This window comes from Nocardiopsis sp. NPDC006938 (assembly GCF_042869555.1).
Taxonomy (GTDB): domain Bacteria; phylum Actinomycetota; class Actinomycetes; order Streptosporangiales; family Streptosporangiaceae; genus Nocardiopsis.
In genome coordinates, this window is the sequence record NZ_JBIAGA010000003.1 from 256,683 (window position 1) to 282,559 (window position 25,877).

General features: G+C 67.9%; 23 protein-coding genes and 1 tRNA gene. 17 read left to right on the plus strand and 7 right to left on the minus strand.

Features of this window, described 5'->3' with window-relative positions; translation table 11 throughout:
- The first annotated feature begins 23 nt into the window (after window positions 1–23).
- Window positions 24–1,481, plus strand: a complete 1,458-nt coding sequence (locus ACFYL4_RS06620) for a PLP-dependent aminotransferase family protein (RefSeq protein WP_387516968.1) — start codon at window positions 24–26, stop codon at window positions 1,479–1,481.
- A gap of 112 nt (window positions 1,482–1,593) precedes the next feature.
- Here ACFYL4_RS06620 and ACFYL4_RS06625 read toward each other — a convergent pair whose 3' ends face one another.
- Window positions 1,594–2,292, minus strand: coding sequence for a response regulator transcription factor (locus ACFYL4_RS06625; RefSeq protein ID WP_357756742.1), 699 nt, complete (start codon window positions 2,290–2,292; stop codon window positions 1,594–1,596).
- Complete coding sequence (locus ACFYL4_RS06630) at window positions 2,289–3,479, minus strand: ATP-binding protein (protein WP_357756745.1); 1,191 nt, start codon at window positions 3,477–3,479, stop codon at window positions 2,289–2,291. The genes ACFYL4_RS06625 and ACFYL4_RS06630 overlap by 4 nt, the downstream gene beginning before the upstream one ends.
- 124 nt (window positions 3,480–3,603) lie before the next feature.
- Between ACFYL4_RS06630 and phoU the strand changes: the two genes are divergently transcribed.
- From phoU to ispF, 3 genes are all read left to right on the plus strand, one after another.
- Window positions 3,604–4,266: a phosphate signaling complex protein PhoU gene (phoU, locus tag ACFYL4_RS06635; protein ID WP_357756748.1), complete on the plus strand. Its 663-nt coding sequence runs from the start codon at window positions 3,604–3,606 to the stop codon at window positions 4,264–4,266.
- Between the two features lie 355 nt (window positions 4,267–4,621).
- Window positions 4,622–5,104 (plus strand): CarD family transcriptional regulator, encoded by a 483-nt coding sequence (locus ACFYL4_RS06640; RefSeq protein ID WP_357756751.1) that lies wholly within the window; start codon window positions 4,622–4,624, stop codon window positions 5,102–5,104.
- A 31-nt stretch (window positions 5,105–5,135) separates the two neighbouring features.
- Window positions 5,136–5,606, plus strand: a complete 471-nt coding sequence (ispF, locus tag ACFYL4_RS06645) for a 2-C-methyl-D-erythritol 2,4-cyclodiphosphate synthase (RefSeq protein ID WP_387517182.1) — start codon at window positions 5,136–5,138, stop codon at window positions 5,604–5,606.
- Window positions 5,607–6,241: 635 nt separating this feature from the next.
- Here the strand turns inward: ispF and ACFYL4_RS06650 are convergent.
- A complete protein-coding gene (locus tag ACFYL4_RS06650; RefSeq protein WP_387516971.1) occupies window positions 6,242–8,239 on the minus strand; it encodes a DUF2637 domain-containing protein in 1,998 nt (665 codons plus the stop codon).
- 321 nt (window positions 8,240–8,560) lie between these two features.
- Here ACFYL4_RS06650 and cysS point away from each other — a divergent pair, with 321 nt between their 5' ends.
- From cysS to ACFYL4_RS06680, 6 genes are all read left to right on the plus strand, one after another.
- Window positions 8,561–9,964, plus strand: a complete 1,404-nt coding sequence (gene cysS / locus ACFYL4_RS06655; RefSeq protein ID WP_387516973.1) for a cysteine--tRNA ligase — start codon at window positions 8,561–8,563, stop codon at window positions 9,962–9,964.
- A gap of 173 nt (window positions 9,965–10,137) precedes the next feature.
- Window positions 10,138–11,115, plus strand: coding sequence for a 23S rRNA (guanosine(2251)-2'-O)-methyltransferase RlmB (rlmB, locus tag ACFYL4_RS06660; RefSeq protein WP_357756757.1), 978 nt, complete (start codon window positions 10,138–10,140; stop codon window positions 11,113–11,115).
- An 86-nt stretch (window positions 11,116–11,201) separates the two neighbouring features.
- Window positions 11,202–11,274 (plus strand) — tRNA-Thr (locus ACFYL4_RS06665).
- A gap of 2,119 nt (window positions 11,275–13,393) precedes the next feature.
- Window positions 13,394–14,329 (plus strand): SagB/ThcOx family dehydrogenase, encoded by a 936-nt coding sequence (locus ACFYL4_RS06670; protein ID WP_387516976.1) that lies wholly within the window; start codon window positions 13,394–13,396, stop codon window positions 14,327–14,329.
- 2 nt (window positions 14,330–14,331) lie between these two features.
- Window positions 14,332–15,321 (plus strand): hypothetical protein, encoded by a 990-nt coding sequence (locus tag ACFYL4_RS06675; protein WP_387516978.1) that lies wholly within the window; start codon window positions 14,332–14,334, stop codon window positions 15,319–15,321.
- A gap of 122 nt (window positions 15,322–15,443) precedes the next feature.
- The gene (locus tag ACFYL4_RS06680) at window positions 15,444–16,796 is read left to right on the plus strand and encodes an MATE family efflux transporter (protein ID WP_387516980.1); all 1,353 of its coding nucleotides are present in this window, start codon (window positions 15,444–15,446) and stop codon (window positions 16,794–16,796) included.
- Between the two features lie 5 nt (window positions 16,797–16,801).
- On the opposite strand, the gene ACFYL4_RS06685 is transcribed toward ACFYL4_RS06680, so the two are convergent.
- Window positions 16,802–17,161 (minus strand): hypothetical protein, encoded by a 360-nt coding sequence (locus tag ACFYL4_RS06685; RefSeq protein ID WP_387516982.1) that lies wholly within the window; start codon window positions 17,159–17,161, stop codon window positions 16,802–16,804.
- 1,194 nt (window positions 17,162–18,355) lie between these two features.
- A complete protein-coding gene (locus ACFYL4_RS06690; RefSeq protein ID WP_357756780.1) occupies window positions 18,356–18,550 on the minus strand; it encodes a DUF1918 domain-containing protein in 195 nt (64 codons plus the stop codon).
- A gap of 183 nt (window positions 18,551–18,733) precedes the next feature.
- Between ACFYL4_RS06690 and ACFYL4_RS06695 the strand changes: the two genes are divergently transcribed.
- Window positions 18,734–18,940, plus strand: coding sequence for a hypothetical protein (locus ACFYL4_RS06695; protein ID WP_357756783.1), 207 nt, complete (start codon window positions 18,734–18,736; stop codon window positions 18,938–18,940).
- Window positions 18,941–19,061: 121 nt separating this feature from the next.
- Here the strand turns inward: ACFYL4_RS06695 and fdhA are convergent, their stop codons facing one another.
- Both fdhA and ACFYL4_RS06705 read right to left on the minus strand, forming a co-directional pair.
- The gene (fdhA, locus tag ACFYL4_RS06700) at window positions 19,062–20,279 is read right to left on the minus strand and encodes a formaldehyde dehydrogenase, glutathione-independent (protein ID WP_357756786.1); all 1,218 of its coding nucleotides are present in this window, start codon (window positions 20,277–20,279) and stop codon (window positions 19,062–19,064) included.
- A 69-nt stretch (window positions 20,280–20,348) separates the two neighbouring features.
- A complete protein-coding gene (locus ACFYL4_RS06705) occupies window positions 20,349–20,828 on the minus strand; it encodes a hypothetical protein (protein WP_357756789.1) in 480 nt (159 codons plus the stop codon).
- 111 nt (window positions 20,829–20,939) lie between these two features.
- Between ACFYL4_RS06705 and ACFYL4_RS06710 the strand changes: the two genes are divergently transcribed.
- The 6 genes from ACFYL4_RS06710 (at window position 20,940) to leuE (ending at window position 25,847) form a co-directional block, all read left to right on the plus strand.
- Window positions 20,940–21,728: a thioredoxin domain-containing protein gene (locus ACFYL4_RS06710; protein ID WP_357756792.1), complete on the plus strand. Its 789-nt coding sequence runs from the start codon at window positions 20,940–20,942 to the stop codon at window positions 21,726–21,728.
- A gap of 5 nt (window positions 21,729–21,733) precedes the next feature.
- A complete protein-coding gene (locus ACFYL4_RS06715) occupies window positions 21,734–22,723 on the plus strand; it encodes a cytochrome c biogenesis CcdA family protein (protein WP_357756795.1) in 990 nt (329 codons plus the stop codon).
- Window positions 22,724–22,878: 155 nt separating this feature from the next.
- Window positions 22,879–23,256: a BlaI/MecI/CopY family transcriptional regulator gene (locus ACFYL4_RS06720; RefSeq protein ID WP_387516986.1), complete on the plus strand. Its 378-nt coding sequence runs from the start codon at window positions 22,879–22,881 to the stop codon at window positions 23,254–23,256.
- A complete protein-coding gene (locus ACFYL4_RS06725; protein WP_387516988.1) occupies window positions 23,253–24,203 on the plus strand; it encodes a M56 family metallopeptidase in 951 nt (316 codons plus the stop codon). Before ACFYL4_RS06720 ends, ACFYL4_RS06725 begins: the two co-directional genes overlap by 4 nt.
- A 138-nt stretch (window positions 24,204–24,341) precedes the next feature.
- Entirely contained in the window at window positions 24,342–25,025 is a 684-nt protein-coding gene (locus ACFYL4_RS06730) for a hypothetical protein (RefSeq protein WP_387516990.1), read from the plus strand.
- A gap of 144 nt (window positions 25,026–25,169) precedes the next feature.
- Window positions 25,170–25,847, plus strand: coding sequence for a leucine efflux protein LeuE (gene leuE, locus ACFYL4_RS06735; RefSeq protein ID WP_387516992.1), 678 nt, complete (start codon window positions 25,170–25,172; stop codon window positions 25,845–25,847).
- Window positions 25,848–25,877 lie beyond the last annotated feature (30 nt).

Sequence of the window (25,877 nt, forward strand, 5' to 3'; positions counted from 1 at the left end):
GCAGAAACCAGAGGACCACTTTTTTGTCGAGACGCCTCACCGAACCACCGGTCCGCATCGACCGGTCCGCCCCGGTACCGCTGACCGCCCAGCTCGTCGAGGCGCTGCGCGCGGCCATGGCCTCGGGCGCGCTCCGGGCGGGTGAACGCCTGCCCTCCAGCCGCACCCTGGCCGTCCAGCTCGGGGTGAGCCGCACGGTGGTGACCGACGCCTTCCAACAGCTCTACGCCGAGGGATGGCTCGACGGCCGCCACGGTTCGGGCACCTACGTCGCCGAACACGAACCCCTGCCCCGGCCCCCCGAACCACCCGAGCCGGAACCCCCGCGCGCCGCCGACCCGGTGCTGGGCCGCCCCTCACGGCAGGAGGTACGCGGGGCAGGCGTAGCCGACCTGCGGGCGGGCGCCCCCTGGGTCCGCGACCACGACCGCGCCGCCCTGCGCCGGGCCTGGCGGCACGCCGCCGAACTCCTGCCCTCCGACGACCCCGACCCCCGGGGCGAGCCCCGGCTGCGCGCCCTGCTCGCCGAGCACCTGCGCCGCACGCGCGGCGTGCGGGTGGGGCCCGAGAACGTCCTGGTCACCCGGGGAACCGGCAACGGACTCGACCTCGTCGGCGCGATGTTCGCCACCGGTCAGGGACCGTTCCAGGGGACGGCGTCCGAACGGTCCGCCGCCCGCTTCCGCGCCGGGGTGGAGGAACCCGGCTACGGCAAGGCCCGCACCATCCTGGCCGCACGCGGCGCCGAGATCGTGCCCTGCCCGGTCGACGACGACGGCATCCGCCCCGCCGACCTGCCCGACGACCTCGCCCTCGTCTACACGACCCCCGCCCACCAGTACCCGCTGGGCGGCCGACTGCCGCTGCCGCGCCGGGAACGCCTGATCGCCTGGGCCCGCAGGACCGGCGCCGTCGTGGTCGAGGACGACTACGACGCCGAGTTCCGCTACGACGTGGCGCCCCTGCCCGCCCTCCACGGACTCGACCCCGAACGGGTCGTCCTGCTCGGCACGCTCTCCAAGACCCTCGACCCCGACCTCGGCATCGGCTGGATCGTCGCCGAACCCGACCTGCTCTCCCGGCTCGCCCGGGTCCGGGCCGACCTGTCCGACCGCACCAGCGGCCCCGTCCAGGCCGCCACGGCCCTGCTGCTCGAACGCGGGGACCTCGACCGCCACCTGCGGCGCATGCGCCTGGAGTACGCCCGCCGCCGTGCCATGGTCGTGGAACACCTCGGACCCAGGATCGGCGGAGACACCGCGGGGCTGCACGTCCTGCTCCCCCTCCCGGAGGACGCGGTCGCCCCGGTGATCGCGGACGCCGCCGAGGAGGGGGTCCTGGTCGAGGACACCAGCCGCACCAGCCACGGCGCGCCCAGGGTGCACGGCCTGGTCATCGGCTACGGATCGGTGAGCCGCGCCGAGCTCCGGCGCGCCTGCGAGGTACTGGCCCGCGCCGTCGCGCGCCACACCCGGAGCTGACGGACCCGGACACACGGAAAGTCCCGGGTCGCGGCACACCGCGACCCGGGACGGGCGAGAGGAGGGGACGAAGGGAGGGGAACCCGGGGAGGGGTCCGTGCCCGGCGCCGCCCTACTCGGTCTCGACGGTCACGGGCTCGAACTTGTACCCCAGGCCGCGCACGGTCACGATGTACCGGGGGCTGCTCGGGTCCTCCTCGATCTTCGCGCGCAGACGCTTGACGTGCACGTCGAGGGTCTTGGTGTCACCGACGTAGTCGGCGCCCCACACGCGGTCGATGAGCTGCATCCGGGTGAGCACCCGCCCGGCGTTGCGCAGCAGTACCTCCAGCAGCTCGAACTCCTTCAGCGGGAGCTGCACGTGGTCGCCGCGCACCGTCACCACGTGCCGCTCCACGTCCATCCGGACGGGACCGGCCTCCAGCGCGGCGGGCAGCACGATCTCGTCCTCACCCCGGCGGCGCAGCACCGCGCGGATGCGCGCCACCAGTTCCCGCGAGGAGAACGGCTTGGTCACGTAGTCGTCGGCACCCAGCTCCAGACCGACGACCTTGTCGATCTCGGAGTCCTTGGCCGTGAGCATGATCACGGGGACGTTGGACTTCTGGCGCAGGGTCCGGCACACCTCGGTGCCCGACAGACCCGGCAGCATGAGGTCCAGCAGCACCAGGTCGGCGCCGGTCCGGTCGAAGGTCTCCAGAGCGACGGTCCCGGTGGGCGCCACCGCGACCTCGAAGCCCTCCTTGCGCAGCATGTACGACAGGGCGTCGCTGTAGGACTCCTCGTCCTCTACTACGAGTACGCGCGTCACTGTGCCGTCTCCTGGTGGTTGTCGTTCCGGGTCGCGTCGAGCTCCCGGCTCTCGGGCCTGGGCAGACGTAGTGTGAACGTCGACCCCGACCCCTCCTTGCTCCACACGGTCACTTCTCCACGGTGGTGGGTCATGATGTGCTTGACGATGGCCAGGCCGAGACCGGTACCACCGGTGGCCCGGCTCCGAGCGGCGTCCACACGGTAGAACCGCTCGAAGATGCGCTCCAGGTCCTGCTGGGGGATACCGATCCCCTGGTCGGCGACGCTGATGTCCACGCTGCTCCGCGAGGTCCCGACGGACACCGCGACCCGCGTGTCCTTGGGACTGTAGGCCACGGCGTTGGCGATGAGGTTGCGCAGGGCGGTCCCCAGCATCGCCTCGTCGCCCAGGACGGTCAGCCCCTCGGCGCCGCTGCCGACCAGCTCGATCCCCTTGGCGTCCGCGGGCATGCGCACCGTGTCGATCGCCTCCTCCACGACCGAGCCGAGATCCACCGGCGCGGGTTCGGCGATGGGCTCCGCGCCCTGGATACGGGACAGGGTGATGAGGTCCTGGATGACGGCCGTGAGCCGGGACGCCTCGGTCTGCATGCGCCCGGTGAAGCGGCGCACCGCCTCCGGGTCGTCACTGGCGTCCTGTACGGTCTCCGCCAGGAGGGACAGCGCGCCAACGGGGGTCTTCAACTCGTGCGAGATGTTGGCCACGAAGTCGCGCCGGACCGCCTCCACCCTGCGGTGCTCGGTCTGGTCCTCCGCCAGGACCAGCACCAGGCCGGTGCCGCCCAGCGGGGCGACCCGCACCGCGAAGGAGGTCGCGTCCGGGCCGAACTTGCGGACGGCCACCTCGATGTCGGTCTCCCGGATCACCCCGTCGCGCCGGACCTTGCGGGCCAGCGTGAGGAGTTCGGCGATGACCAGCTCCTCCCCGCGCACGATGCCGAAGGCGCGGGCGGCGGAGGAGGCGCGCAGTACGCGGTCCCCGGAGTCGAGGACCACCGCCGAGGAGGGGAGCGCGGACAGCACCTCGGCAACCCCCTGCGGGAGGGTGCTGCCGTCGTGGTGCGCGGACGGCGGCGTGTCCGCGACGCGGGTACGGAAGAGAGGGCTCGCGGCGACGACGCCGATGGCGACGCCCACGACGAGCCCGATGATGCCGACGACCGCGGCGAGAAGTTCCCCTTGCACGATTCGATCGTAAACGTGCGGACTGGGGCTTTACCCGGTCAGGCCATGTGACACAACCGAGGTTCTTCCATCGTTCACCAACCCTTGACCGATTCTTCAAACACGGACTGGGAACATTGACGCCATGCGCGATACCTACCATGAGGACCTAGACAGCCTGAGCGAACGCCTTGTCGAGATGACGAGGCTCGCCAGGCACGCGGTCGCGCGGGCCACCACCGCCCTGCTGGACAGTGACCTGAACGCGGCCCAGGAGGTGATCTCCGGTGACGAGGCACTCAATCGCCTCGACCAGGAGATCGAGGACACCGCCTTCAGCCTGATGGCACGGCAGCAGCCGGTCGCCTCCGACCTGCGGACGATCATCACGGCCCTGGCGATGCGCGGAGACCTCGAACGGATGGGTGACCACGCCGTTCACCTGGCCAAGATCGCCCGGCGCCGCCACCCGGACTCGGCCATCCCCAAGCCGGTCCGCTCCATCGTCCTGGAGATGGGTCACCAGGCCGAGCTTTTGGTCACGAAGGCCGGAGAGGTGATCCTGGAGCGGGACCCCGACACCGCCCTGGAGCTGGACAAGGACGACGACAAGATGGACCGGCTGCGGCGCAAGCTGTTGCAGCGCATCCTCGCCCCGGGCTGGGAGTACGGGGTGGAGGCCACCATGGACGTCACCCTGGTCGGCCGGTTCTACGAACGCTTCGGTGACCACGCGGTGCACGTGGCGGACAACCTGGTCTACATGGTGACGGGCGAGAAGCGTGAGGACTACGAGCCCGAGGGCTGATGACCGGCGTGTGACGCGCCGTTGGGATCGGGTTGGCCGGGACGGGAGATCCGGACGGGGATCGGACCGGCCGACCCGAGCCGAAATCGTGACGTGTATCGCTTCGAGCGCTCGCGGAGGGTGGTCGAGCGGGGGCGAACCCTACCCCGATCGGCGCGGTCGTCAAGTCGCGCTTCGGCTGGCCAGTGGGGGTGGAAGGCCTCTGGGAGCGCTCCGAGGGGCCGCCCGAGACTCCTCGGGTACACTTTGTCAAGACCTAAAATGTGTGGCCTGACCTGCGTGTTCGCAAACCTAATAGGTACGTTAAGTCACAGATTCGTGGTATCCTTGTGGTAGCGGAAGGGGTACCTGTCACATGGCTTTCAAGGTCGGCGACACTGTTGTCTACCCCCATCATGGGGCTGCTCGTATTGAAGCGATCGAGACTCGCACCATTAAGGGCGAGGAGAGATCCTACCTCGTCCTGAGGGTTGACAAAGGCGATCTGACGGTGCGTGTGCCGGCCGCGAACGCCGAGGATGTCGGCGTTCGTGACGTGGTGGGGCAGGAGGGCCTGGACAAGGTCTTCGAGGTGCTGCGCGCACCTCACACCGAAGAGCCCACCAACTGGTCCAGGCGCTACAAGGCGAACCTGGAGAAGTTGGCGTCCGGCGACGTCAACAAGGTCGCCGAGGTGGTTCGGGACCTGTGGCGCCGGGACAAGGAGCGCGGGCTGTCCGCGGGCGAGAAGAGGATGCTGGCCAAGGCCCGGCAGATTCTCGTGAGCGAACTCGCACTCGCGGAAAAGACCAACGAGGACAAGGCCGAAGCCCTCCTCGACGAGGTTCTGACGAACTGATAGTCGCGGAATCACGTAATTCATGACGAAAATGCCTCGGGTGGGCGTCGGGACCGACGTCCACCCGTTTTCTCCTGGACGAACACTTTTCCTCGCAGGCTTGGAATGGCCGGGCGAAGACGGTGTCAGCGGCCATTCCGACGGTGATGTCGCCGCCCACGCGGCGTGCGACGCGCTGCTGTCCGCGTGCGGGCTCGGCGACCTCGGATCGAACTTCGGCACCTCCGACCCCCGGTGGAAGGGCGCCTCCGGCGCGGCCCTGCTCGCCGAGACCGTCGCACGCGTGCACGCGGCCGGTTTCGAGATCGGGAACGTGGCCGTCCAGATCATCAGCAACCGACCCAAGTTCTCTCCCCGGCGCGACGAGGCGGAGAAGACCCTCTCCGAGGTCGTGGGAGCGCCGGTGAGCCTGTCGGCCACCACCACCGACGGCCTGGGCCTCACCGGCCGGGGCGAGGGCATCGCCGCCGTCGCCACGGCCGTCTGCGCGGCCAGGGACTGACACACGCACGAGGGCGGCTCCGGACGACTCCGGGGCCGCCCTCGTCGTGTCCGCCCGCTCCGGGACCGAGCCGATGTCCGGGGACACGGCCCGCGCGGCGGAGTCGGCGCACCACGGCCGCGCGGTCTCGCTCCCTCACGGGCGCCGCGCACGCGCCCGGTGCCCTGGTGCTCGCTGAGCAGGGGCAGGGAGCAGAGCGGGGAGGACACGGGGGCATGGTCCGGCCCTCGTCACGTGGACGTGTGCGACAGGCCGCGCGACGTGCCGCTATCCGGACCGAGGCCTTGCGCGTGGTCCGGTGGCCGAAACCGGTGGTCGCCTCACCCGCGCCCGCACCCGCGCGGCGGGGTGGTGCGTGTCCAGGGCGGCGTACTCACCCTCACCCGCGCGGGCGGGTTGGGCCCGCAGGGGTTACCAAGAACGCCATCGACTCTCACGCGCGCCCGCGCGGCGGCGGGGTGTCCACGGTCGCGGAGGTCCGCCCTGGCGGACCCGCGCCCACCGGCGTGGCGTCGGTGCCGGGCCACTCCCTCACACGGGCGGACCGGGACACGCGTCGGCCCCGGAACCCTGGGGCTTCGGGGCCGACGACCCCTCTGGGGCACGTCTGGGCCGTGGTGGACCGACCGGTGGCCTCAGATCGAGGGCTCCTCCGGGGGAAGCGGTTCGCTGCGCACCCGGCGGGACGGCGGGCCAGAGGCGAAGTCCGGCATGGGCGGGCGCTTCGGCTTCAGCACCATCGGACGCTTCTCCACGGGTCCGCGTGACCACGGCACGGGGCGGGACGTCCGCACCGTCGCCCGCTCGGGCTCGGGCTCCGCCCCGACCTCGGGGCCGGGAACCCCCTCGGGCTGCGGCTCGGGCTCCGGTTCGTCGTCGGGCAACGGCTCCGGTTCGGGCAGCGGCACCGGTTCGGGAAGGGGCTCGGGCTCGGGGCGGGCGGCGCCGGGCGGCACCGAACCCATCCGGAACGCGGCCCGGACGGAGGGGCCGGTGTCGTGGTCCAGTACCGGGGTCCGGTCGTCGGCGGTGGTCGATCGTCCGACGAGGGGGGCGGCGTCGGGCTCCACGGTGGAGTCGTCCTCGGGCGGGGTCCACACCGGTGGCACGTACTCGGCCACGCGGGAGGGCACCGCGTCCTCGCCCGGCGGCTCCCACAGCGACGGCTCCCCGGGCTCGACCCCGGTCCGGGCGTCCTCGCCCGGCGGCTCCTCGGCTTCGGTGAGGGCACCGGACGCGTTCCCCTCCGGCCACAGCTCCAGGGTGTCTCCGCCGAGGGAGGTGGGGGAGGCACCGCCCTCGGAGCTCTCGGCGGTGGTCCCCACCGCCGAGACCGGGTGCGGCTCCCGGTCGACCGGGGCGGGGACGGGCGCCTCCGCCTCGTCGCTGCTGGGATCGGCCACCGGGGGGTCGTGCTCGAAACCCTCGTCCGCCAGGTGGTCGGGGACGCCGTCGCCCTCGATGTCGGTGGCCTCCGCAGCCCGGGCCTCCCCGGGCACCGGGGTCGCGCCGATCGCGTCCGTGTCCTCGTCGGCGTCCGCGAGCTCCGACGGCGCGGGCTGGACCGGCACCACGGGCGGCTCCTCGGCAGCCCGCTTGATCGGGTTGTCGCTGTCGCGGGCCCGTCGCGGCAGGGGCAGCGGCGGCACGGAGGGGTCGGTCGTGTCCTCCCCGTCGTCCGAGGTACCCGTGGCGTGTGCGGAGCCTGACTCCTCCAGGGGGATCGGCACGGTCGGTGCGTCCGCGCGGTCCGCGACGTCGGATGCCCCGCGCGCGGTGCCGCTCTCGGAGACGGCCGCGTCGGCCCTCTCCCGTTCCGCCCGCTCGCGTTCGGCTCGTTCGGTCTCCTCACGCTCGGCGCGCTCGGCGTCCTCACGCTCGGCTCGTTCGGCGTCCTCGCGTTCGGCGCGCTCCCGGTCCTGACCGCCGTCACGGCGCAGGGTGGAGGTTCGGGAGGGCAGCGGCGCGGCCCGGGTCGCGGAACCGGCGGAACCCTCCGCCTCGTCGGGTTCGTCGGCGCCCAGCCGCAGCAGCCGGTTCTTGAGCGCCTCCGTCTCCTCCTCCTCGGCGGGCGCGGTCCGCTGCCGAGGCCGACCGCGCAGCACGGTGGCGCGGTCGTCGGAGGGGTTGGCCCGGGGGCGACCGCCGCTGTTGCGTCTGCGTACGTGCGCGCGCACCGTCATCCACAGCAGGAAGGCGACCAGGAGGGCGGCCAGCGGCGCGACCGCCACCACCACCTGGACGATCCCCTCGTGTCTGTCGGCGATCCGGTCCACCATGTCGCTGCTGTGCAGCACCATCGGCACGGCGGCGGCGAGGATGAGCAGAGGGATGAGGACGACGTCCACCCACAGGCGCTCACCCGGCGGTGCCGCGCGCAGCACGTAGCTCACCCAGAAGGCCATGAGGACCAGCAGGGTGAACGTCACCGGGAAGACGTGTGCGAGGTATCCGCCCTCGTCGTGCACGATCCGGGCGAACTGGTAGATGCCGTTGTAGGCGATGACGAGGGCGCACAGGGCGATGACACTGACGAACGCGGCGCCGCCGACGAGAGCGCCGGCTCCCGCGCCGCGACCCGCGGTCCGACCGCTCCGTGTCCCTGTCTCGGGGGCGTTGTTGAAAGGGGCCATCGTCACCGAAGCGTAGTCGAGGAGGTGCCGCTAACACGAGATTCCGGCCGATTCCGGCTGCTTCCCGGCGCCTGGTCACCGCGGGCGGCGCGGGGGTCGGCCGTGGTGGGCGGAGTGTGCCGGGCGATCCCCTGCGGGGGCGGGGTCACGGGGCCGCCGGATCTCACACCTGGGCGGGCCCGATACGGCTCGCCCCATATGAGTCCTCCGGGCTGTCCGGAGCCGAGCAGACCGCGTCCCGCGACGGACCCCGTACCGAACCCGGTGGTGCTTACGGGTTTGTGATGCTCCGGCGAAGGGAGAACGGATAGTCTTGACAACGTGAGTCTGCGCTTCTATGACACCAGTGCCCGACAGGTCCGAGACTTCACCCCGATCCGTGAGGGGTGTGCCTCGCTGTACCTGTGTGGTGCCACCGTGCAGGCACCCCCGCACATCGGCCACATCCGGTCCGGAGTCAACTTCGACATCCTGCGCCGTTGGCTGACCCACCTCGGCTACGAGGTGACCTTCTGCCGCAACGTCACGGACATCGACGACAAGATCATCCGGGTCGCGGCCGAGGAGGGCGTCCCGTGGTGGCAGGTGAGCGAGCGCAACCAGCGCGCCTTCACCTGGGCCTACGACACCCTCGGCTGCCTGCCGCCCACCGTCGAGCCGCGCGCCACCGGTCACGTGCCGGAGATGATCGAGCTCATGCGCCGCCTGATCGACGCCGGGCACGCCTACGCCGCCGACGACGGTTCGGGCGACGTCTACTTCGACGTGCGTTCGCACCCCGCCTACGGGGAGCTCTCCAACCAGCGCCTCGACCAGGTCGTGGAGTCCGCCGACTCCGACCCGGACCGGGACAAGCGCGACCCCCGCGACTTCGCCCTGTGGAAGGGCGCCAAGCCGGGCGAGCCCAGCTGGGACACCCCCTGGGGGCGCGGCCGCCCCGGGTGGCACCTGGAGTGCTCCGCGATGGCCACCAAGTACATGGGCCCCAGCTTCGACATCCACGGCGGCGGGATCGACCTGATCTTCCCGCACCACGAGAACGAGCAGGCGCAGTCGCGCGCCGCCGGTGACGGGTTCGCGCAGTACTGGCTGCACAACGGCATGCTGGCCATCGGCGGCGAGAAGATGAGCAAGTCCATCGGGAACTCACTGCTCATCCCGCAGGTCGTGCGCAAGGTGCGCCCGGTCGAGCTGCGCTACTACCTCGGCCAGGCCCACTACCGCTCCACTATCGAGTACTCCGACGCCGCGCTCCAGGAGGCCGCCGCCGCCTACCAGCGCATCGAGGGTTTCCTCACCCGCGCCGTGGAGGTGACGGGCACGGTGGAGCCGGCCGCGGACGTGCCGTCCGGGTTCGCCGAGGCGCTCAACGACGACCTGGGGGTCTCCCAGGGGCTGGCGATCGTGCACGGCCACGTGCGCGAGGGCAACACGGCGCTGGCCTCCGGGGACAAGGAGCGGGTCCGCGACCTCGCGGCCGAACTGCGCACCATGCTGGCGGTGCTCGGGCTCGACCCGCTGAGCGAGCAGTGGTCCGGCGGCTCCGACCACGGGTTGACCGAGGTCGTCGACGCCCTGGTGGCGGTCGCCCTCGAACAGCGCCAGGCCGCGCGGGGGCGCAAGGACTACGCGGCCGCCGACGCCATCCGCGACCAGCTGGCCAAGGCGGGAGTCGTGGTGGAGGACACCCCGCAGGGGCCGCGCTGGGACCTGCGCCGGAGCTGAGCGTCCGTGGAGGCCGGTGCCGGGGGCGGTGGACCCGGCACCGGCACCGACGCGTGTGGTGCCGGGGCGGCACTAGGCTGGGAGTTTGCCGCCGCCCCTCGGCGCCGCGGCTACCCCATCGGCCGGAAGAGCTCTTCCGGCATGCCCGCGACACGTAACGGGAGGCGGCGACCATGCCGGCGAAGAAGAGCAAGAAGGGCCCCACGAAGGGCAGCGGCGGCAAGGGTCGGCGTTCCCTGGAGGCCAAGAGCGGCACCCTGCCCGCCGAACAGCGGCACTGGTACGACGGCAAGCAGCGGCACAAGGCCAACAAGCGCGCGGCGCAGACGGGCGGCCCGGCCGGAGCCTCGGACAGCCCCCGCAAGGAGCGTTCGCCCAACCGGCCGGACAACTCCGACCTCCTGATCGGCCGCAACCCGGTGGTCGAGGCGCTGCGCGCGGGCATGCCCGCGACCCGCCTGTTCCTGGCCAACAGCCTGGACCCGGACGACCGTGTCAACGAGGCGGCCAAACTGGCGGGCGCCCAGGGCGTGGACGTCGTCGAGGTCAACCGCACCGACCTGGACCGCCGCTGCGAGAGCAACGGTCTGCCCGGCGCCACCCACCAGGGCATCGTCCTCCAGGTGCGCCCGTACCAGTACTGGGCGGCCGAGGGCCTGCTCGACAAGGCCCTGGCCTCCGACACCCCGCCGCTGATCGTCGCCCTCGACGGGGTCACCGACCCGCACAACCTGGGCGCCATCGCGCGTTCGGCCGCGGCCTTCGGCGCGCACGGGTTGCTCATCCCGGAGCGGCGTACCGCCAGCGTCACCATGTCCGCGTGGAAGACCTCCGCCGGAACCCTGGCCAAGCTGCCGGTGGCCCAGGCCACCAACCTGACCCGGGCGCTCGAGACCTACAAGAAGGCGGGTCTGTTCGTCGCCGGTCTGGACGCGGGCGGCGACACCCAGCTGCCGGACCTCGAACTCGCCACCGGCCCGCTGGTGGTCGTCGTGGGTTCGGAGGGCAAGGGCCTGTCCCGTCTGGTGCGCGAGGTGTGCGACGTGGTCGCCAGCATTCCGATCAGCGGCGCGGAGTCCCTGAACGCCTCCGTGGCGGCCGGGGTGTCCCTGTACGAGGTGGCCCGCCGCCGGGGAGCCGACGCGGGCTAGCCCGGTCCCGGTGCCGAGTAGGACACCCGGCACCGGACCCGGTACCATTCAGCTTGGACGTACCGGGGCCCAGGCCCCGGCGGTCGGCCGACGTAGCTCAATTGGCAGAGCAATCGCCTTGTAAGCGATAGGTTAGGGGTTCAAGTCCCCTCGTCGGCTCTTTTCATGCCTGACCTGGGATGACTCCCCGGGCGAAGTCACTTCTACGTGGCTTCGACGCCTGGAGAGCCATCGAGTCCTCCGACCCCGCGTGACCGGGGCGAGACCGAGCGCGGTGACGTTTGCGAACCGCGCGACAGAGCCGTCATCGATCTCCTGGGAGACACCCGTGTGCGCCTGGTCGAGATCGCGGGCCTCAATGCCGGTGACGTCAGCCTGGACAAGCGCAGGGCCCTCGTGACCGGCAAGGGCGACGAGAGCCGGTATGTGAAGTGACGCACTCGCTGACGATGCCCTGGACCGTTGCCTGCGCCAGCACACCAAGGACCCGGAAACGCACCTGCCGTTCCTGTGGCTGTCGCAGAAGGGGAAGGCGCTGATCCCCGTCGGGGGATGACCAGATGCCCCACCCCCGAGAGGGCCGGGCGAGCGCGCGAGATGCCACGGTACCGCTGCCGCCTTGCCACTGCCGGAGTACACGACGCCACAACGGACACGAGTGCGACGGTTGCCGACTTTCGCCGAACAAGAGGAGAAGGTGCGCGCGTCCTGGTCCGCCACCCAGACCAGGGACCGTCGATCATCAGTGGTGCCTGACCAAGATCGCTGAGAAGCTCCGCAAACGTTCAAGAGTGTGCTCACGGTTCTACACACAGCACGAAATGGTTTCCGTTGTGCCATCAACAGCCAATGGAGGTCCGGCGCGAGGGAATTGCTTCAACGCATGGACGCCATTCCCGGTTCTCTCAGTGGGTGGTATACGAGGATTGATGCTCCGTCACCACAGTCACCAGCGCCGTGAAGTGCACTCTGAAATGGACTCAAGCACTGCGTATTGGGTCAGGCTCGATGACACATAATGCCGAACAAACGCGTCCTCCCATTCACCGCGCACCACCAGGCAGGACATACGGATCACCTGTTGGTGGGACGTGGGCGCGGCTCATCCGGCACCGGCATGAGCCAGGTATGGCCACGCGTCCCCTGGGGAGTGCCGAACCGAAGGAAGGCCACTGGCACTGGTCTCGGCAAAGGCGATTTTCCCCGTAGATTTTTCAACTCCCTCCGTCTCCTGCGGCCGTACCTGGGCGCGCCAGACCGCGATGGGCTCTTCGGCTCGCATGGCAACTCGTACCGCGAGTACCTGTCGTGATGGTCCTAGCTGGTCCAACATCTGCCCGGGCACCCGAAAGGTGGGGCACAGCAGTGACCGAAGCCCTCGTTCGTCAGACGGCTGCTCTGGCCGAGGGTCCTCAACTGATCCTGTTAACCGTGGGGCAGAAATCAATAACTGCCCGATAAGTCCGATTAGAACAGTGCGCAGAAGAGCAGGATCAACACCAGCGGCCACGAACAACAACAGGTGGGCGTTGTTCTATTGTTACAAATCTATGACCAGCATCAATGCGCAATGTGAACAAGTCCCGTGACGTGACTTTTGGTGGTTGAAGGGTGGCTATCGGTAGTTGCGATGCTGGTGGCCAGCGATCACACCAGAGCTTTGACGGCGTGTCAGATGCGTCGTTCACTCCGACAAGAACCTTGCAGAGAAAAAAGCGCAGCGGCTAGCATCATGCGGGATGTCAGCCCGACATTCGATATGAGAACAACCGTGGAGGTCGCAGTATGGATCAGGAAAAGGAAATCAACGTCGAGGTTCCCAGCTCCGACGAGTTCATGATCGTCGAGGCCGAGGAAGCGCCTGCGGCTCTTCTGCAGATGCGGATGGACCCCATCTAGTCATTACTTCATAAGTAGTGAATGGGGGCGCGAGAAAGCTCCATCGGATTCTCGCGCCCCTTCGTGCTTGGAAAAGACGGAAAGGGCCCGGGTGTCGGCCAGTCGGGCCCTTGCTTGATGCAAAGCACAGCGGAGGGCGATATCGAAATCGAACTCTCTGATATGGCGCACTAGGAAAGACATTCAAGACATGGAAACCACGGTTCGATCATGGAGACTGGCCCCTGGGGTCAGAATTTCCCCGAAAGCTGGGATCGAGGGTAAGGAATGGGTGGCCTTCGATCTCCATCGGAAGAAGAGTTATCGGATCGGACGACATGCGGCGGCTATGTGCATTGCCCTTTCTGAGCCAGGGGGCAAAGAGTCTACTCTGGATCTGGTGAGTAGCTACGCAGGAGTCCCTCCAGAAAGACTGAATCAGCTCTTCGATCGGCTTGCTGCTGAAGATCTGATCATCGATTCCGAGATCCCAAACTGGATAGATTCCCTTCTTGCCACATGGCGATCATACGGGTGGTCAGAAGCTGCTGACTATCACTTGGCGAGCTACGACTACGAGTTCCACGACTACAGCAGCAAGGGTCGGGATCAAGACCGAGAGGCGATGCTTGGATATATTGATGAGCAGGAAGATCATCTTCGCTACAAGACCACGTCCGGTAATGGCGTCACATACCAGGCTCCGACCGCTCTGGATTCCATTCAGAAGCTCCAGCCGACGTTACATGAGTCTCTATGCCGAAGTCCTGAAGGTGCTGCGTGTGATCGAGATTCGATTCAGAGCATTATGGCTATCGCCTTCGGTCAAATCGGAAGCTACGGCCGAGATGTGCCTGGGAAATATCGGCCGCTGATCCGCAGAACAAGCCCTTCGGGTGGTTCTCGGCATCCTACGGAAGGCTATGTACGCATCATAGATGTTCCAGGAATGGAACCAGGATGGTATCACTTCTCCATGGAGAAGAATGAACTCATCAAAGTGTCTGACGAAGGCGACATCCCTGTGAAGAGAATCATGCCTGGAATATTTCGGGCAGATTTTCCGGTCAAGGCAGTGATTGTCATGACAAGCCAGTTCGAACGGAATATGTACAGGTACAGGGAGCCCAGAACTTTTCGCTCGATTTTCATGGATGTCGGCCACATCACCGCCACAATCGAAGCATCAAGCCATGCTATTGGCCTAAGGGCCTTCGCACAACACGGGGTCAGCGACTCGAAAGTCGAAGAGATCCTCAATCTGGAACCTCTAAAGGAAGGAGTTTTGTTCGCAGTTGGCATCGGTGACGGAATTCGGAATGGAGAGCAGAAGTGAAGATGGGCGACAAATTCTACCTCCGCCCGGTTCCGCTCAATGGCACCGAAGCGGACTCCAAGCACGATGTAGAGCTCATTCTGCCATTTGCGAAGAAGAAGTATCTGCTGTCATCCCGATCCGCCCTTGATTTGATCTACTCCGATCGGAATCGGAATATGGTCCTGGGAGAGGACACTCGCGAAAGAGTGGCACCGTCAGATGTGGAGCATTGGGATAAGAGAAATTGGACGTGGTCACTGCCCTACTATCTCTTTTCCCGAGTGGAAGAGTTCTCGGACAGCGCTGACGACACGGGTCAGGTCCGCCACGAGACTCTGAGAGACTATCAGCGCAACGGGCATCTTCCACCCGTCCCGAGCTTTGAAGATAGAATCTCACTACCACCACTCACGAACGCTCCGAGTACGTCGCTCGGTGAAGTTCTACGTGTCAGAAGGTCCCTTCCGAGACCTCAGCCAAGAAGGCTTTCACTGGAAGAGTTCTCGAATATTCTGACGCTCGGTTTTCATCGAGTCAGGGAACTTCGCAAACGTGCCGAGATCTCCGATGATCCGGTGGACCTTCTGCGTAGCCTCGGAAGTGCATTGGATATCTACGTCAGCATCTACAATGTGGACGGGATCTCTCCTGGAATCTACTACTACTCTGTCTATCCACATGAGCTCGGAAAAGTCCAGGAAATGGAGGAGAAGGTACTCCGAGCAAGCATGCAGAAGGCCTTGGCGGGGCAGTCGGCACCTACTACGGCAGCTGCAACCGTGACTATGATCGCCGACTTCGAAAGATACCAGTGGCGATACAGGCACGAACGTGCGCTCAGAAACCTTTATGTGGATACAGGTATCGTTGCAGGTCAACTCCTGCTCGCAGTCACGTCTTTTCAGAAGCAAGTACACATCACCCCGGCTGCGCGTGACAGTGAGGCACTCTCCCTATTTCAGAGCTCGCCGGAAAGGCATCAGCTGCTGTACAATCTCAGTTTCGCCTAGAGATCAAGCCTGGATGGCCCTGGCCTGACTTTGAGCAGAGAACGCAAATGAATGCCTAGGGAAAAGAGAGCCGATGAGGCTACTTTTCCCTGGGTATTAATCTGTGCTTGCGGAAAGATATTATGATTGCAGTAAAGCGCGCTCGTAAGTCCTCGGATTCTGAGGATAGTATTCGTGCATTCATGCTCCTGGCGCTTCCCCTGATTGCGGCAAGTAGTCTGACTATCCTCTCAAGCACCGTGGATACGGCGATCATGGGTCATTACAGCACGACCGGACTCGCTTCGGTCGCGCTTGGTGCTTCGGTTGCTGACCTCTGCACGAACGTACTCCTGGGTGCGTTGATGGGATATCGGGTACTCCTGAGTCGGTCTGTTGGTAACGGCAACGGCCCGGAGTCCAGGCTCCTTACAAGAGGAGCGCTGCTGTTCTCTCTGTTGGCGGCAGGAACGATCGCCATCGTGATGTGCTTCTTCAGTAGAGAGATCATTTTTGCCCTCTCCCAGAGCACCGTGCTGGCAGAGGAGGGGGAAGGGTATCTGATTTTCCGAGCCCTCGCCCTACCGGTTTTCATGGTCCTGACCATTAGACTGGCTGTTGCCTCTGCCCATCGCAGAACCAGAGTCAGTCTAGAGGCTGCCAGCACACTAGTGGTGACCAATCTGTTTTTGGATTGGCTTTTGGTTTTCGGTGTGGGGCCCTTTCCGGAGCTCGGAGCCACGGGTGACGGTGTGGCTACATTCCTGGCCACGGTCATTGCCACCTGTGTCGCCTATTTCAGGTCGTCCTACTTCCTCAATAAGGATGGTATCGAGGAAGATAGCGAAGCTGCTGTCACTCAATTTCCGATCAGAGACTTCCTCAAAGTCACCTGGCCTGCGGTAGTGTCTGCGCTTGCGGATTACGCTTCAACTGTAGTTCTCGTTGCCTTCGTCGGCCGCCAGGGTTCAGAGGAACTCGCGGCGGCCATGTTGGCCTGGCGACTCCATGAAATTGTCTTTCTGGTGATCTCCGGCTTTGCTGCGGCCCGAATCATCACTTTGGCAAGACTCATGGGGGGAGAGCAAGATTCTGCACGGGCGGATCGAAATACCAACCTAGCGATTCTCTGTGTTGGAATTCTTGCTGGGGTGATGCTGGCGATTTCCTCCCCGTTTGTCGGTGTTCTGATGAGCAGTGACCAATCTGTGGTTGACGAGAGTTCGAATCTCTTCCTCATTGTGGCGATAGCGGCAGTTCCGATGGCGGCTTCAATGTCCTATGTCGCGAGAATGAGAGCCCGGAAGAGAATGCAAGAAGACATGTGGGCAAACGTTGTGAGCACCTGGCTGGTGCAGCTGCCTGCTGGAATCTTTCTGCTTTATGAATTTGGTATCGGAGCCTTCTTTGTAAGCTATCCCCTGGGGTGGCTGTTCAGGCTTATCTTCTCTGTCATTTTTGAACGGTGGGCGTTGCGGAGAGAAGGCCACTCATGAATCCGTCATGCACGGTGGAAGATGCTTGCGATCTGGCCAGGGATTGGTTCACCAAATACCGCCCCTTCGCCGCCTGGCTTGATGGAATGAGTATCCAACCGCATGGGGAGGAAGGGGTTGACTACTTTGTATCTGCCGCAGATGACCTCATCCAGATATGTAGCCGGGTCGAAATGGAGAGAATTAGTAACGCACGCAAACAGTGTCGTTACTGTCAAGATCACGCGATGATACTGGGATGCCTGTCGCGATGGGCTGAGTGTCAGCGCCTGTGGCTTGTAAGAATCCTGGATTCGCCTTCGCTGCTTCGCAGCACGTTCATCGCTCGAGACGCATGGCTGGAAGAAGAACATCTGACTGATCATCGTTCGAGTTTTCAAGCCTCTGGTAATCATCTGCGATGGATTGTGGATTCAGTCCATGCGCATGGAGGTCCAAACACTTCATCACGATTCGCAGAGTTCGATGTGATCGTCGGCGGTAGTACCCTTGGTCGTGCTTTCGGTCCGAGGCAGGAAATTGATACTTCAGTCCGTGAAGTCCTGGGGCAGCCACTGTGTCCTTCCATGGGACCGATCAATATAGACCATTCTGATGTCACAGAAAGACTTCTTCACGCTGCGGAGCAACATCGTGGGGCATGGTCGAATATCGACTCGGAGGTATCCGTGAAGCCCTCCCTCCGTGCCGTTGGCGATTCTCAGTCGGCCATCACTGAATTCTGGTCAAGATCTGCGGAAGCATTTTTTGATGATCTCGCTCTCTCGTCCCCTTCCTTGTCTGAGCCCGGGCCGGCGATGCGTCGCATAGTGCCTCAAGCCATGTTCCTCCCCTCTGGAACCACTGGCCATGTGTACGTGAATCCGGAATCTCTTCACTGGCGTTCTGCGTCCAGACGGGATGTCGCTGCGTTTCTGCTCGCGCTCGCGCATGAGGGAATACCTGGTCACTCGGCGAATCATCAGGCATCCAAGACCGGTGTACTCCGAAAGTACGCGTTTCTTCGGGATCGATACAGCAGTGAAGGTTGGGCGGTATTCTCAGAAGCTCTGGTGGGAACTCTGTCAGATGACCTCAATGAAGCAGCGTTGTGGATGCAAATCAAGCGACTCATCCCGCTAGCTGTCGCCGGTACGCGGGCTGCCTGTGGCAAATCTGCCGCGGATGAGCTTATCCGACAGGTTTCAAGAATCTCACCGCACTTCTTCTCCGATCCCCTCGGTGGGCTCCAGTCGATGGTCTCTAATCGGGCTTACGGTGAGGGTCTGATGAGAACCGAGATGGCTCTGGCTTCTCTTGTCGAGGAGGGTGATTCAACGATCGGAAACGCGATACGACTCCACTTGGCGCGGGGTGGCGTTCTCGACCTGGATCAGGAGTATCTTTCGGATGGGTCAAGTCATCCTCCGTCTCGTCTGTGGGGCCGGGTGCGACAGTCTCCACGCCTTTCCTGATCCGCACCCCCGTGGCGTGACGGCACGACTCGGAGCCCCGATCGACGGTGTGGGCGCCCCGGGGCCCCGGCCCGTGCGGTCGGAACCGGGCCGGGGCCCCGCCGGTCAGTCGCTCGGCGTGCGGGGGCGCACGACCGTCCGTGGGCCCGGGTAGACCACCCGCTCCTCACCGTCCGCGAAGCGGACCAGGTAGGGCGGGCCGTCATCGGCCCCGAGGACGTCGATGATCTCGGCCTCGTGCTCGCCCTTGGAACTGGTGACGCCGTGCGTGTGCAACTGGTCTCCGATGGTGGCGCGCATCCGCTCTCCTCCGTGCTCCGGGACCGGCCTCCCCCAGGCCGGTCACAGTCGGGTGGTACCCGCTCGCAAGGACGGACGAACCCGGTCGACCTGCGGATACGTTCACCATTCGGTCGAACGCGAACGTTCGGGGCTCGTGCCTCCCGGATGTGCGGACCGGCCCGCACCTCGCATAATGAACGAGTGGAAAAGTTCTCCCCGATCATCGCGTTCGTCGTCTTCATGGGTGTGTTCGTGCTTTCGCGGACCGCCACCCGGGACTTCCTGGAGTCCTGGGTCGCCCTGGAGGGGGTGATCCTCGGTCTGGCCTCCCTCGTGGCCTCCATGGGCATCGCGGCCCTCGCCGCCGGGGCGGTGCTCTACGTGTCCCGGCGCATCTCCGGGGGGTAGCCCGCCCTCCGCCCTCCTCGGCTCGTGTCTCGGGGCCTGGTGGCCCGGGACCCGGAGCAGGCGCGCGGAGGCGGCGGCCCCGGGGCGGCGGAGCCGCCGACCGCCGCCCCGAGGCACGCGCTCAGGTGCCCAGGTAGCCGTTCGGGTCGAGCACGTACTTGCTCGCCGCACCCTGGTCGAAGGACTGGTAGCCCTCGGGAGCGTCCTCCAGCGGGATGGCCACGGCGTTGACCGCGTCGGCGATCCGCACGCGGTCGTTCAGGATCGCCGCCATCAGCTCGCGGTGGTACTTCATCACCGGGCACTGGCCGGTGAAGAAGGCGTGCGACTTCGACCAGCCCAGCCCGAAGCGGATCGACAGGGAACCCACCTTGGCCGCCTCGTCCGAGGCGCCGGGGTCGCCGGTCACGTACAGGCCGGGGATACCGATGGCCCCGCCCGCCTTGGTGACGTCCATCGCCGTGTTCAGGACGCTCGCGGGCGCCTCCTTGACGGCGTCGTCGCCGGTCCCGTGCGCCTCGAACCCGACGGCGTCGACCGCGCAGTCGACGACGGGCGCGCCGAGCAGCTGTTCGATCTGGTCGCCGGGGTCGCCCGCGGCGACGTTGACCGTCTCGCAGCCGAACCCGCGCGCCTGGGCGAGCCGTTCCTCGTTGAGGTCGCCGACGATCACCACCGCGGCGCCGAGCAGCTGGGCCGAGGCGGCCGCCGCGAGCCCCACGGGTCCGGCACCGGCCACGTAGACCGACGACCCCACGCCCACTCCGGCGCTGACGCACCCGTGGTAGCCCGTCGGGAAGATGTCCGAGAGCATCGTGAGGTCCAGGATCTTCTCCAGGGCCTGGTCGCGGTCGGGGAACCTCAGCAGGTTCCAGTCGGCGTAGGGCACCAGCGCGTACTGTGCCTGCCCGCCGACCCAGCCGCCCATGTCCACGTACCCGTAGGCCGAGCCCGGCCGGTCCGGGTTGACGTTGAGGCAGATCTCCGTGTGCCGGGACTTGCAGTTCACACAGCGCCCGCAGGCGATGTTGAACGGGACCGAGACGAGGTCGCCCACCTGGACGAACTCGACGTCGGGGCCCCGTTCGACCACCTCACCGGTGATCTCGTGGCCCAGGACCAGCCCTTGGGGCGCGGTGGTGCGACCCCGGACCATGTGCTGGTCGCTGCCGCAGATGTTGGTGGCGACGACCTTCACGATCACCCCGTGCGGGACCTCGCGTCCCACGTTCGCCGGGTTGACTCCGGGGCCGTCGCGCAGCACGAAGTCCGGATACGCGATGTCCTCGACCTCGACCCTGCCGGGGCCCTGGTACACGACTCCTCTGTTACCGGTCATGGTCCTTCCTACCTCTCCGCCTGGGCGGCCTCGCTCCGGTTGCGTGGGGGTGTCCTCCCACTCTTTCCGCTAGCGGCCCCGGCTAACCGAATCCGGGCGTGACGACGTGGCGGTGCCCGGGAGGGGGCAGGAGGCGTTCGCCCGGAGCCGGGCCCGCAGGGCGACGGCCAGCAGCGCGAGTCCGGCGGCGGCGAGCAGGGGTTGGATCGGGGCGAACCAGGCCATGGCGCCGCTGGTGCCCAGCGCCAGCAGGACGAGCTTGTTGCACACCGGGCACCCGATCGCGAACCAGGCGAGGAGTCCGCCGCCGAGGCCCCGCTTGCCGCCCTGGCCCTCCGATCCCCCGGTCGCGGGCCGGGTGTAGGCGCCCATGAGCAGTCCGGACAGCACGGCCGCGGCCACCCAGACGGGGTGCGACCACCACGCGGGTTCGATCTCCCGGGCGAAGATCCCGTTGGGGATCAGTACCGCGGGCAGTCCGAGGATCACCAGTGTCAGCGCGGTCCCCGCCGCCGCGGTCGCCCACTGGCGCGGGCCCCAGTCGCGCATGTTCCGTCCTTCCGGGAGAGTGGGCCCCGGGCTCGTCCGCGCCGGTGCGTCCCACCTTGTTTCTATGGAGCATAGAGTAGTCTCTATCCAGCATAGAAAATGGGGGTCGGTATGCCGAAGGACGCTGTGAAGCCACGGGACGGGGGCCGCAAGGGGGCCGGGGCCAAGGGCGTCGGCGCGCGCGGGCGCGGCGGGCTGTCACCGCTCCTGATCGGCGGCGCGGTCGTGGCCGCCCTGGTCGTCGCCGTGGTCGTGGGCCTGCGCCTCGAAGGAGGCGAACAGGAGGCGGCAGCCCCCGACGAGGCCTCGGTGGTCGACCACATCGACGCAGACCAGCGCGCGTGGGGACAGACACTGGCCCGCCGACAGGCCGACGACCCCATGTCCCTCGGCAGCGAGGACGCGCCCGTGGTCCTGGTCGCCTACTCCGACTTCGCCTGCCCCTACTGCGCCTCCTGGGCCCAGGAGACCCAGCCCGAACTCGTCGAGCGCTACGTGGAGTCCGGTGACCTGCGGATCGAGTGGCGCGAGTTCCCCTACCTGGGCGACCTGTCCCGCACCCTCTCCCTCGGCGCGGTCGCCGCGGGTGAGCAGGGTGCCTTCTGGGAGTACCAGGAGGCCGTGTTCGCCCAGCAGGAGGAACTCAAGTCCAGCGACGACCCGGACGCGCTCCTCGACGACATCGTCGAGGAACTCGGCCTCGACGCCGACCGGTTCCGGGAGGACGCCGACGCCGAACAGGCCGGTCTCGCCGTCAGCCACGACTTCGTGGAGGGGCAGCAGATCGGGGTGAGCGCCACGCCCGCGTTCGTCATCAACGGAGACCCGGTCATGGGCGCGCAGCCCCTCGACGTGTTCGTCCGGAGCGTGGACACCGCGCTCGCCGCGGCCGGGGAGTGACCGCCGTGGACATCGGGTACGTCGCCGCGGTCCTCGGCGGCCTGCTGGCCCTGCTCAGCCCGTGCAGCGCCCTGCTCCTGCCGTCGTTCTTCGCCTACGCGTTCCGCGACACCGGCCAGCTGCTCCTGCGCACCGTGGTGTTCTACGCCGGGCTCTGCCTCACCCTGGTCCCCCTCGGAGCCGGATCGGCGATGGTCAGCGTGCTCTTCTACGGGCACCGCGACCTGCTCATCACGGTGGCGGGCGGAGTGATCATCGCCTTCGGGATCGCGCAGATCCTCGGCCTCGGTTTCACCTGGGGGGTCATGGCCCGCGCGCAGAGCAGGTTCGCCGGGGGCCAGGGCAACCTGTCGGTCCTGGGTCTGGGCGCCGTCTACGGCCTCGCCGGGTTCTGCTCCGGGCCCATCCTCGGCGCGGTGCTCACGGTGGCGGCGACCGGCACACCCGGGCGCGGGACGCTCCTGATGGCGGCCTACGCGCTGGGCATGGTGCTGCCGATGTTCTTCCTGGCCCTGCTCTGGGACCACTTCGACCTGGGCGGGCGCCGTTGGTTGCGGGGGCGGACCGTGACCCTGGGGCCGCTGCGCACGCACACCACGGCCCTGCTGTCCGGCGGGTTGTTCGTAGCCATCGGCGCGCTGTTCGTGGCCTTCGACGGCACGGCCTCGATGACCGGGCTGCCCGGATCGTCCTGGATGGCCGAGACCGCCGACCGCGCGCAGGACGTGTTCGTCCGGTTGGGCACCGGTACCGACCTGGTCGCCCTGGTGGCGCTGGCCGTGGTGGCCGCGCTCGCGGTGGGCGCCGCCGTGCTCTCACGCCGCCGGAACCGTGCCGAGGACGAGGGTCCCGCAGGAGAGGCCCCCGAATCGGAGGGGTCCGAACGCGAGGGGCCCGAACCGGTGGGGTCCGAACGCGAGGGGTCCGAACACGCGGAGCCCGAACCGGAGGGGGACTCCCCGGCCAGCGGAGGGGCGGCGGGGCGTGCGCAGTGACACCCCCGGGCGGGCGCGGCCCCCGAGGACGGCACCGCACGGTCTCCGAAGACCGCTGCGCTCGGTCTCCCGAGCGGGGGCCCGCCACCGATCCGGCCTCCGACGCGCGGGGCTGCCTATCCTGGGACGGAGAAGCGCATGAGGAACGGCGGGCCATGAGTAACACGGTTCCGGGGCTCGGGTCACTGGAGTCCGCGGTGATGGGGGTCCTGTGGGCCGCCGGACGCCCGCTGAGCGTGCGCGAGGTCGTCGAGGGGCTGGCCGACCGCGAACCCGCCTACACCACCATCTCCACCGTCCTGGAGAACCTGCGACGCAAGGACTGGGTCGACCGGGAACGCACCGGTCGCCTGTGGTTCTACCGCGCGCTGCGCGACCGGGCCACGTACGCGGCCGACCGGATGCACGGCGCCCTCGACGACAGCGGCGACTCCCAGGGGGCCCTGCTGCGCTTCGTCGACCGGATGGCCCCGAGCGACCTCGACCTGCTCCGCGACCTGCTCGCCGACATCCCCCGACACGAGCGCCCGTGACCTGGTCGGTGGGCGCCCTGGCCGCCGTCGTGCTGTGGAGCACGGCGGGGCCCAGGGCGCTGCGCGCGTTCCAGGAGGGGACGGGCGCCAGTGCCCGGGCGGCGCTCGCGTTGTGGACCCTCACCACGGTCGTGTGGCCGCTGGCCTGCGCGCTCCTGCTCGCGACCCTGGCGACACGGGTCATGGGGCCCGGAGTGAAGGCCGTCGTCGCCGCCTGCGTCGACCTGTTCCAGGCGGTCCAGCAGAACGGGGCCCAGGGAGGGGTGGCGGTCGCCGGACTCCTCGGGGTCCTCGGACTGGCCCGGCTCTCGTGGACGGCGGCGCGCCGCGCACGGCGGCGCCGTACGTGGACCCGTGAGCACGGGCGGGCGCTCGCCGTCCAGGCGCACCGCCGAACCCTGCACCTCGACCGGGTCTGGCTGGTGGAGCGCCCCGCGCCGGCCGCCTACTGCGTGCCCGGCCGCCGGTTCGGGATCGTGGTCACCCGGGGCGCGCTGGACCGGCTGACCGGCCCCGAACTCCGCGCCGTACTCGCCCACGAACGGGCCCACCTGCGCGGACGCCACCACCTCCTGGTCACCTGGACGCGGCTGCTCGACACGGCCTTCCCCGGAGTCCCCCTGCTCAGAGCGGCCGCACGGGAGGTTCCCGAGCTCGTGGAATGGGTGGCCGACGACCACGCGGCGCGTCAGGAGGGGCCCGGCGCCCTCGCACACGCCCTGGGGATCATGGCCGGGGCGGGCGAGCGGGGCCCGGACGCGGCGTTGGCGGTGACCGGGGCCTGCCCGGTGCGCCGGGTGCGCCGTCAGGTCCGCCCCGCCCCGCCGCCCACCGCCGGGCGGGGCGCCTACGCGGTCGCCGCGCTGGCGGTGCTCCTGCCGTTGGCGCTCACCGCCGTGGCGACCGTCCTGAACGTGGTCCTCCCGCACTGCGAGTGCGTCGGCTGACCAGGGCGTCCCGGGAAGCGGACGAACGCGGCGGGCCCTCGGCGCGGACACGCGCCCTCGCGGGGGCCGCCGAGGCGGGCGCGACACGACCCCGCGCACCCGTAGCGGCACGCGGCGCCCTTGGTCCATCCTGGGGACGTGCAGAGCGAGATCGAGGACGTGTACCGGGTGTTCGCGCGCTACCCACGACCCGCGCGGGTCGAGGGGTGTCAGCACTGCGTCACCGAGAACGACCACCATGACCTGCTCGGAGTCCCGCTGCGCGAGCTGGACGCCGACCGACTGCGCCGGTTCTCCCACAAGGTCCTCAACACCTGGGGCGACGTGGACGACCTGCGCCACTTCCTGCCCCGGCTCCTGGAACTCTCCCTCCGAGGGGACGGCGACCTCCACGGACTCTTCGCCACACTGCGCCGGGCCGGGTGGACCGACTGGCCCGAGGACGAGGCCGCCTCACTGCGGGCGTGCCTGTCCGTCTGGTGGGAGCACGGCCTCACCGAGGGGGATCTCGGCCACACGCCTTGGGGCACCCTCGCGGAGGCCGGGGACGACCTCGGCCCGTACCTGGAGGCGTGGTGGGGGCGGGACACCCCGCAGGCACTGTGGGGGTTGGTCGCGCTGGTGGGCGAGGTCACGCACACCAGGCCCGAGCGCCGCGACCCCCGGGTCGTGGCCTGGTTGGCCACCACCCGGGGATGGATGGAGCAGGCGTTCTTCGAGGTGTCCGAAACCGGGCAGACGGAACTGGCCGACGCCCTCTCCGAAGCGCGACAGTTCCTGGACCTGGTCACCCTCGACGAACCGCCGGTCCCCGAGCACTGAGCCCGTCCCGGAGCGCCGGGCCCGCCCCCGCGCCGACCGGGACGGTCACGGCCCCGCCCGGGCCGCTGGGACGCCTGGCCCGGACGTGTCCGCAAACGGCGCCCGAGGCGTCGCCGCCCGGGCACGGGGTGACACACTACGGCCATGCTCGGTATCACCGACCTGCCGACCTACCTGGCGGGACTCGTCCTGATCGTGCTCCTGCCGGGGCCCAACTCCCTCTACGTCCTCTCCGTCGCCGCCCGCAGCGGCACCCGCACCGGGTACCGGGCCGCCGCGGGGGTGTTCACCGGCGACGCCCTGCTGATGCTGCTGGCCGCGGCGGGGGCGGCCTCCCTGTTGCGGGCCAACCCGCTGCTGTTCTCCGTGGTCAAGTACGCGGGCGCCGCCTACCTGATCTGGATGGCGATCGGGATGCTGCGCTCCGCGCACGCCCTGTGGACCTCCCGGCACCAGCGCGCCGAGGACCAGCGGGCGGCGGACGCCGACGCCGGAGCCGTGGGAGACAAGACGATGCCGGGGGAGCGGCCCTTCCGCCGCGCCCTCGTGGTGTCGCTGTTCAACCCCAAGGTGATCCTCTTCCTGATCTCCTTCTTCGTGCAGTTCGTCGACCCCGCCTACGCCTACCCGGCGCTGTCCTTCCTGGTCCTGGGGTTGCTGCTCCAGGCCGTCAGCCTGCTCTACCTCTCGGTGCTCATCTTCAGCGGGACCCGGCTGGCGGCGGCCTTCGGGCGCCGCAGGCGCCTCACCGCGGGCGCCACGTCGGCGGCGGGCGCGCTGTTCCTCGGCTTCGCGGTAAAACTGTCCGTCAGCGGCGTCTGAGGGGGCTCCCCCTCCCGCCGGTCCACCCCC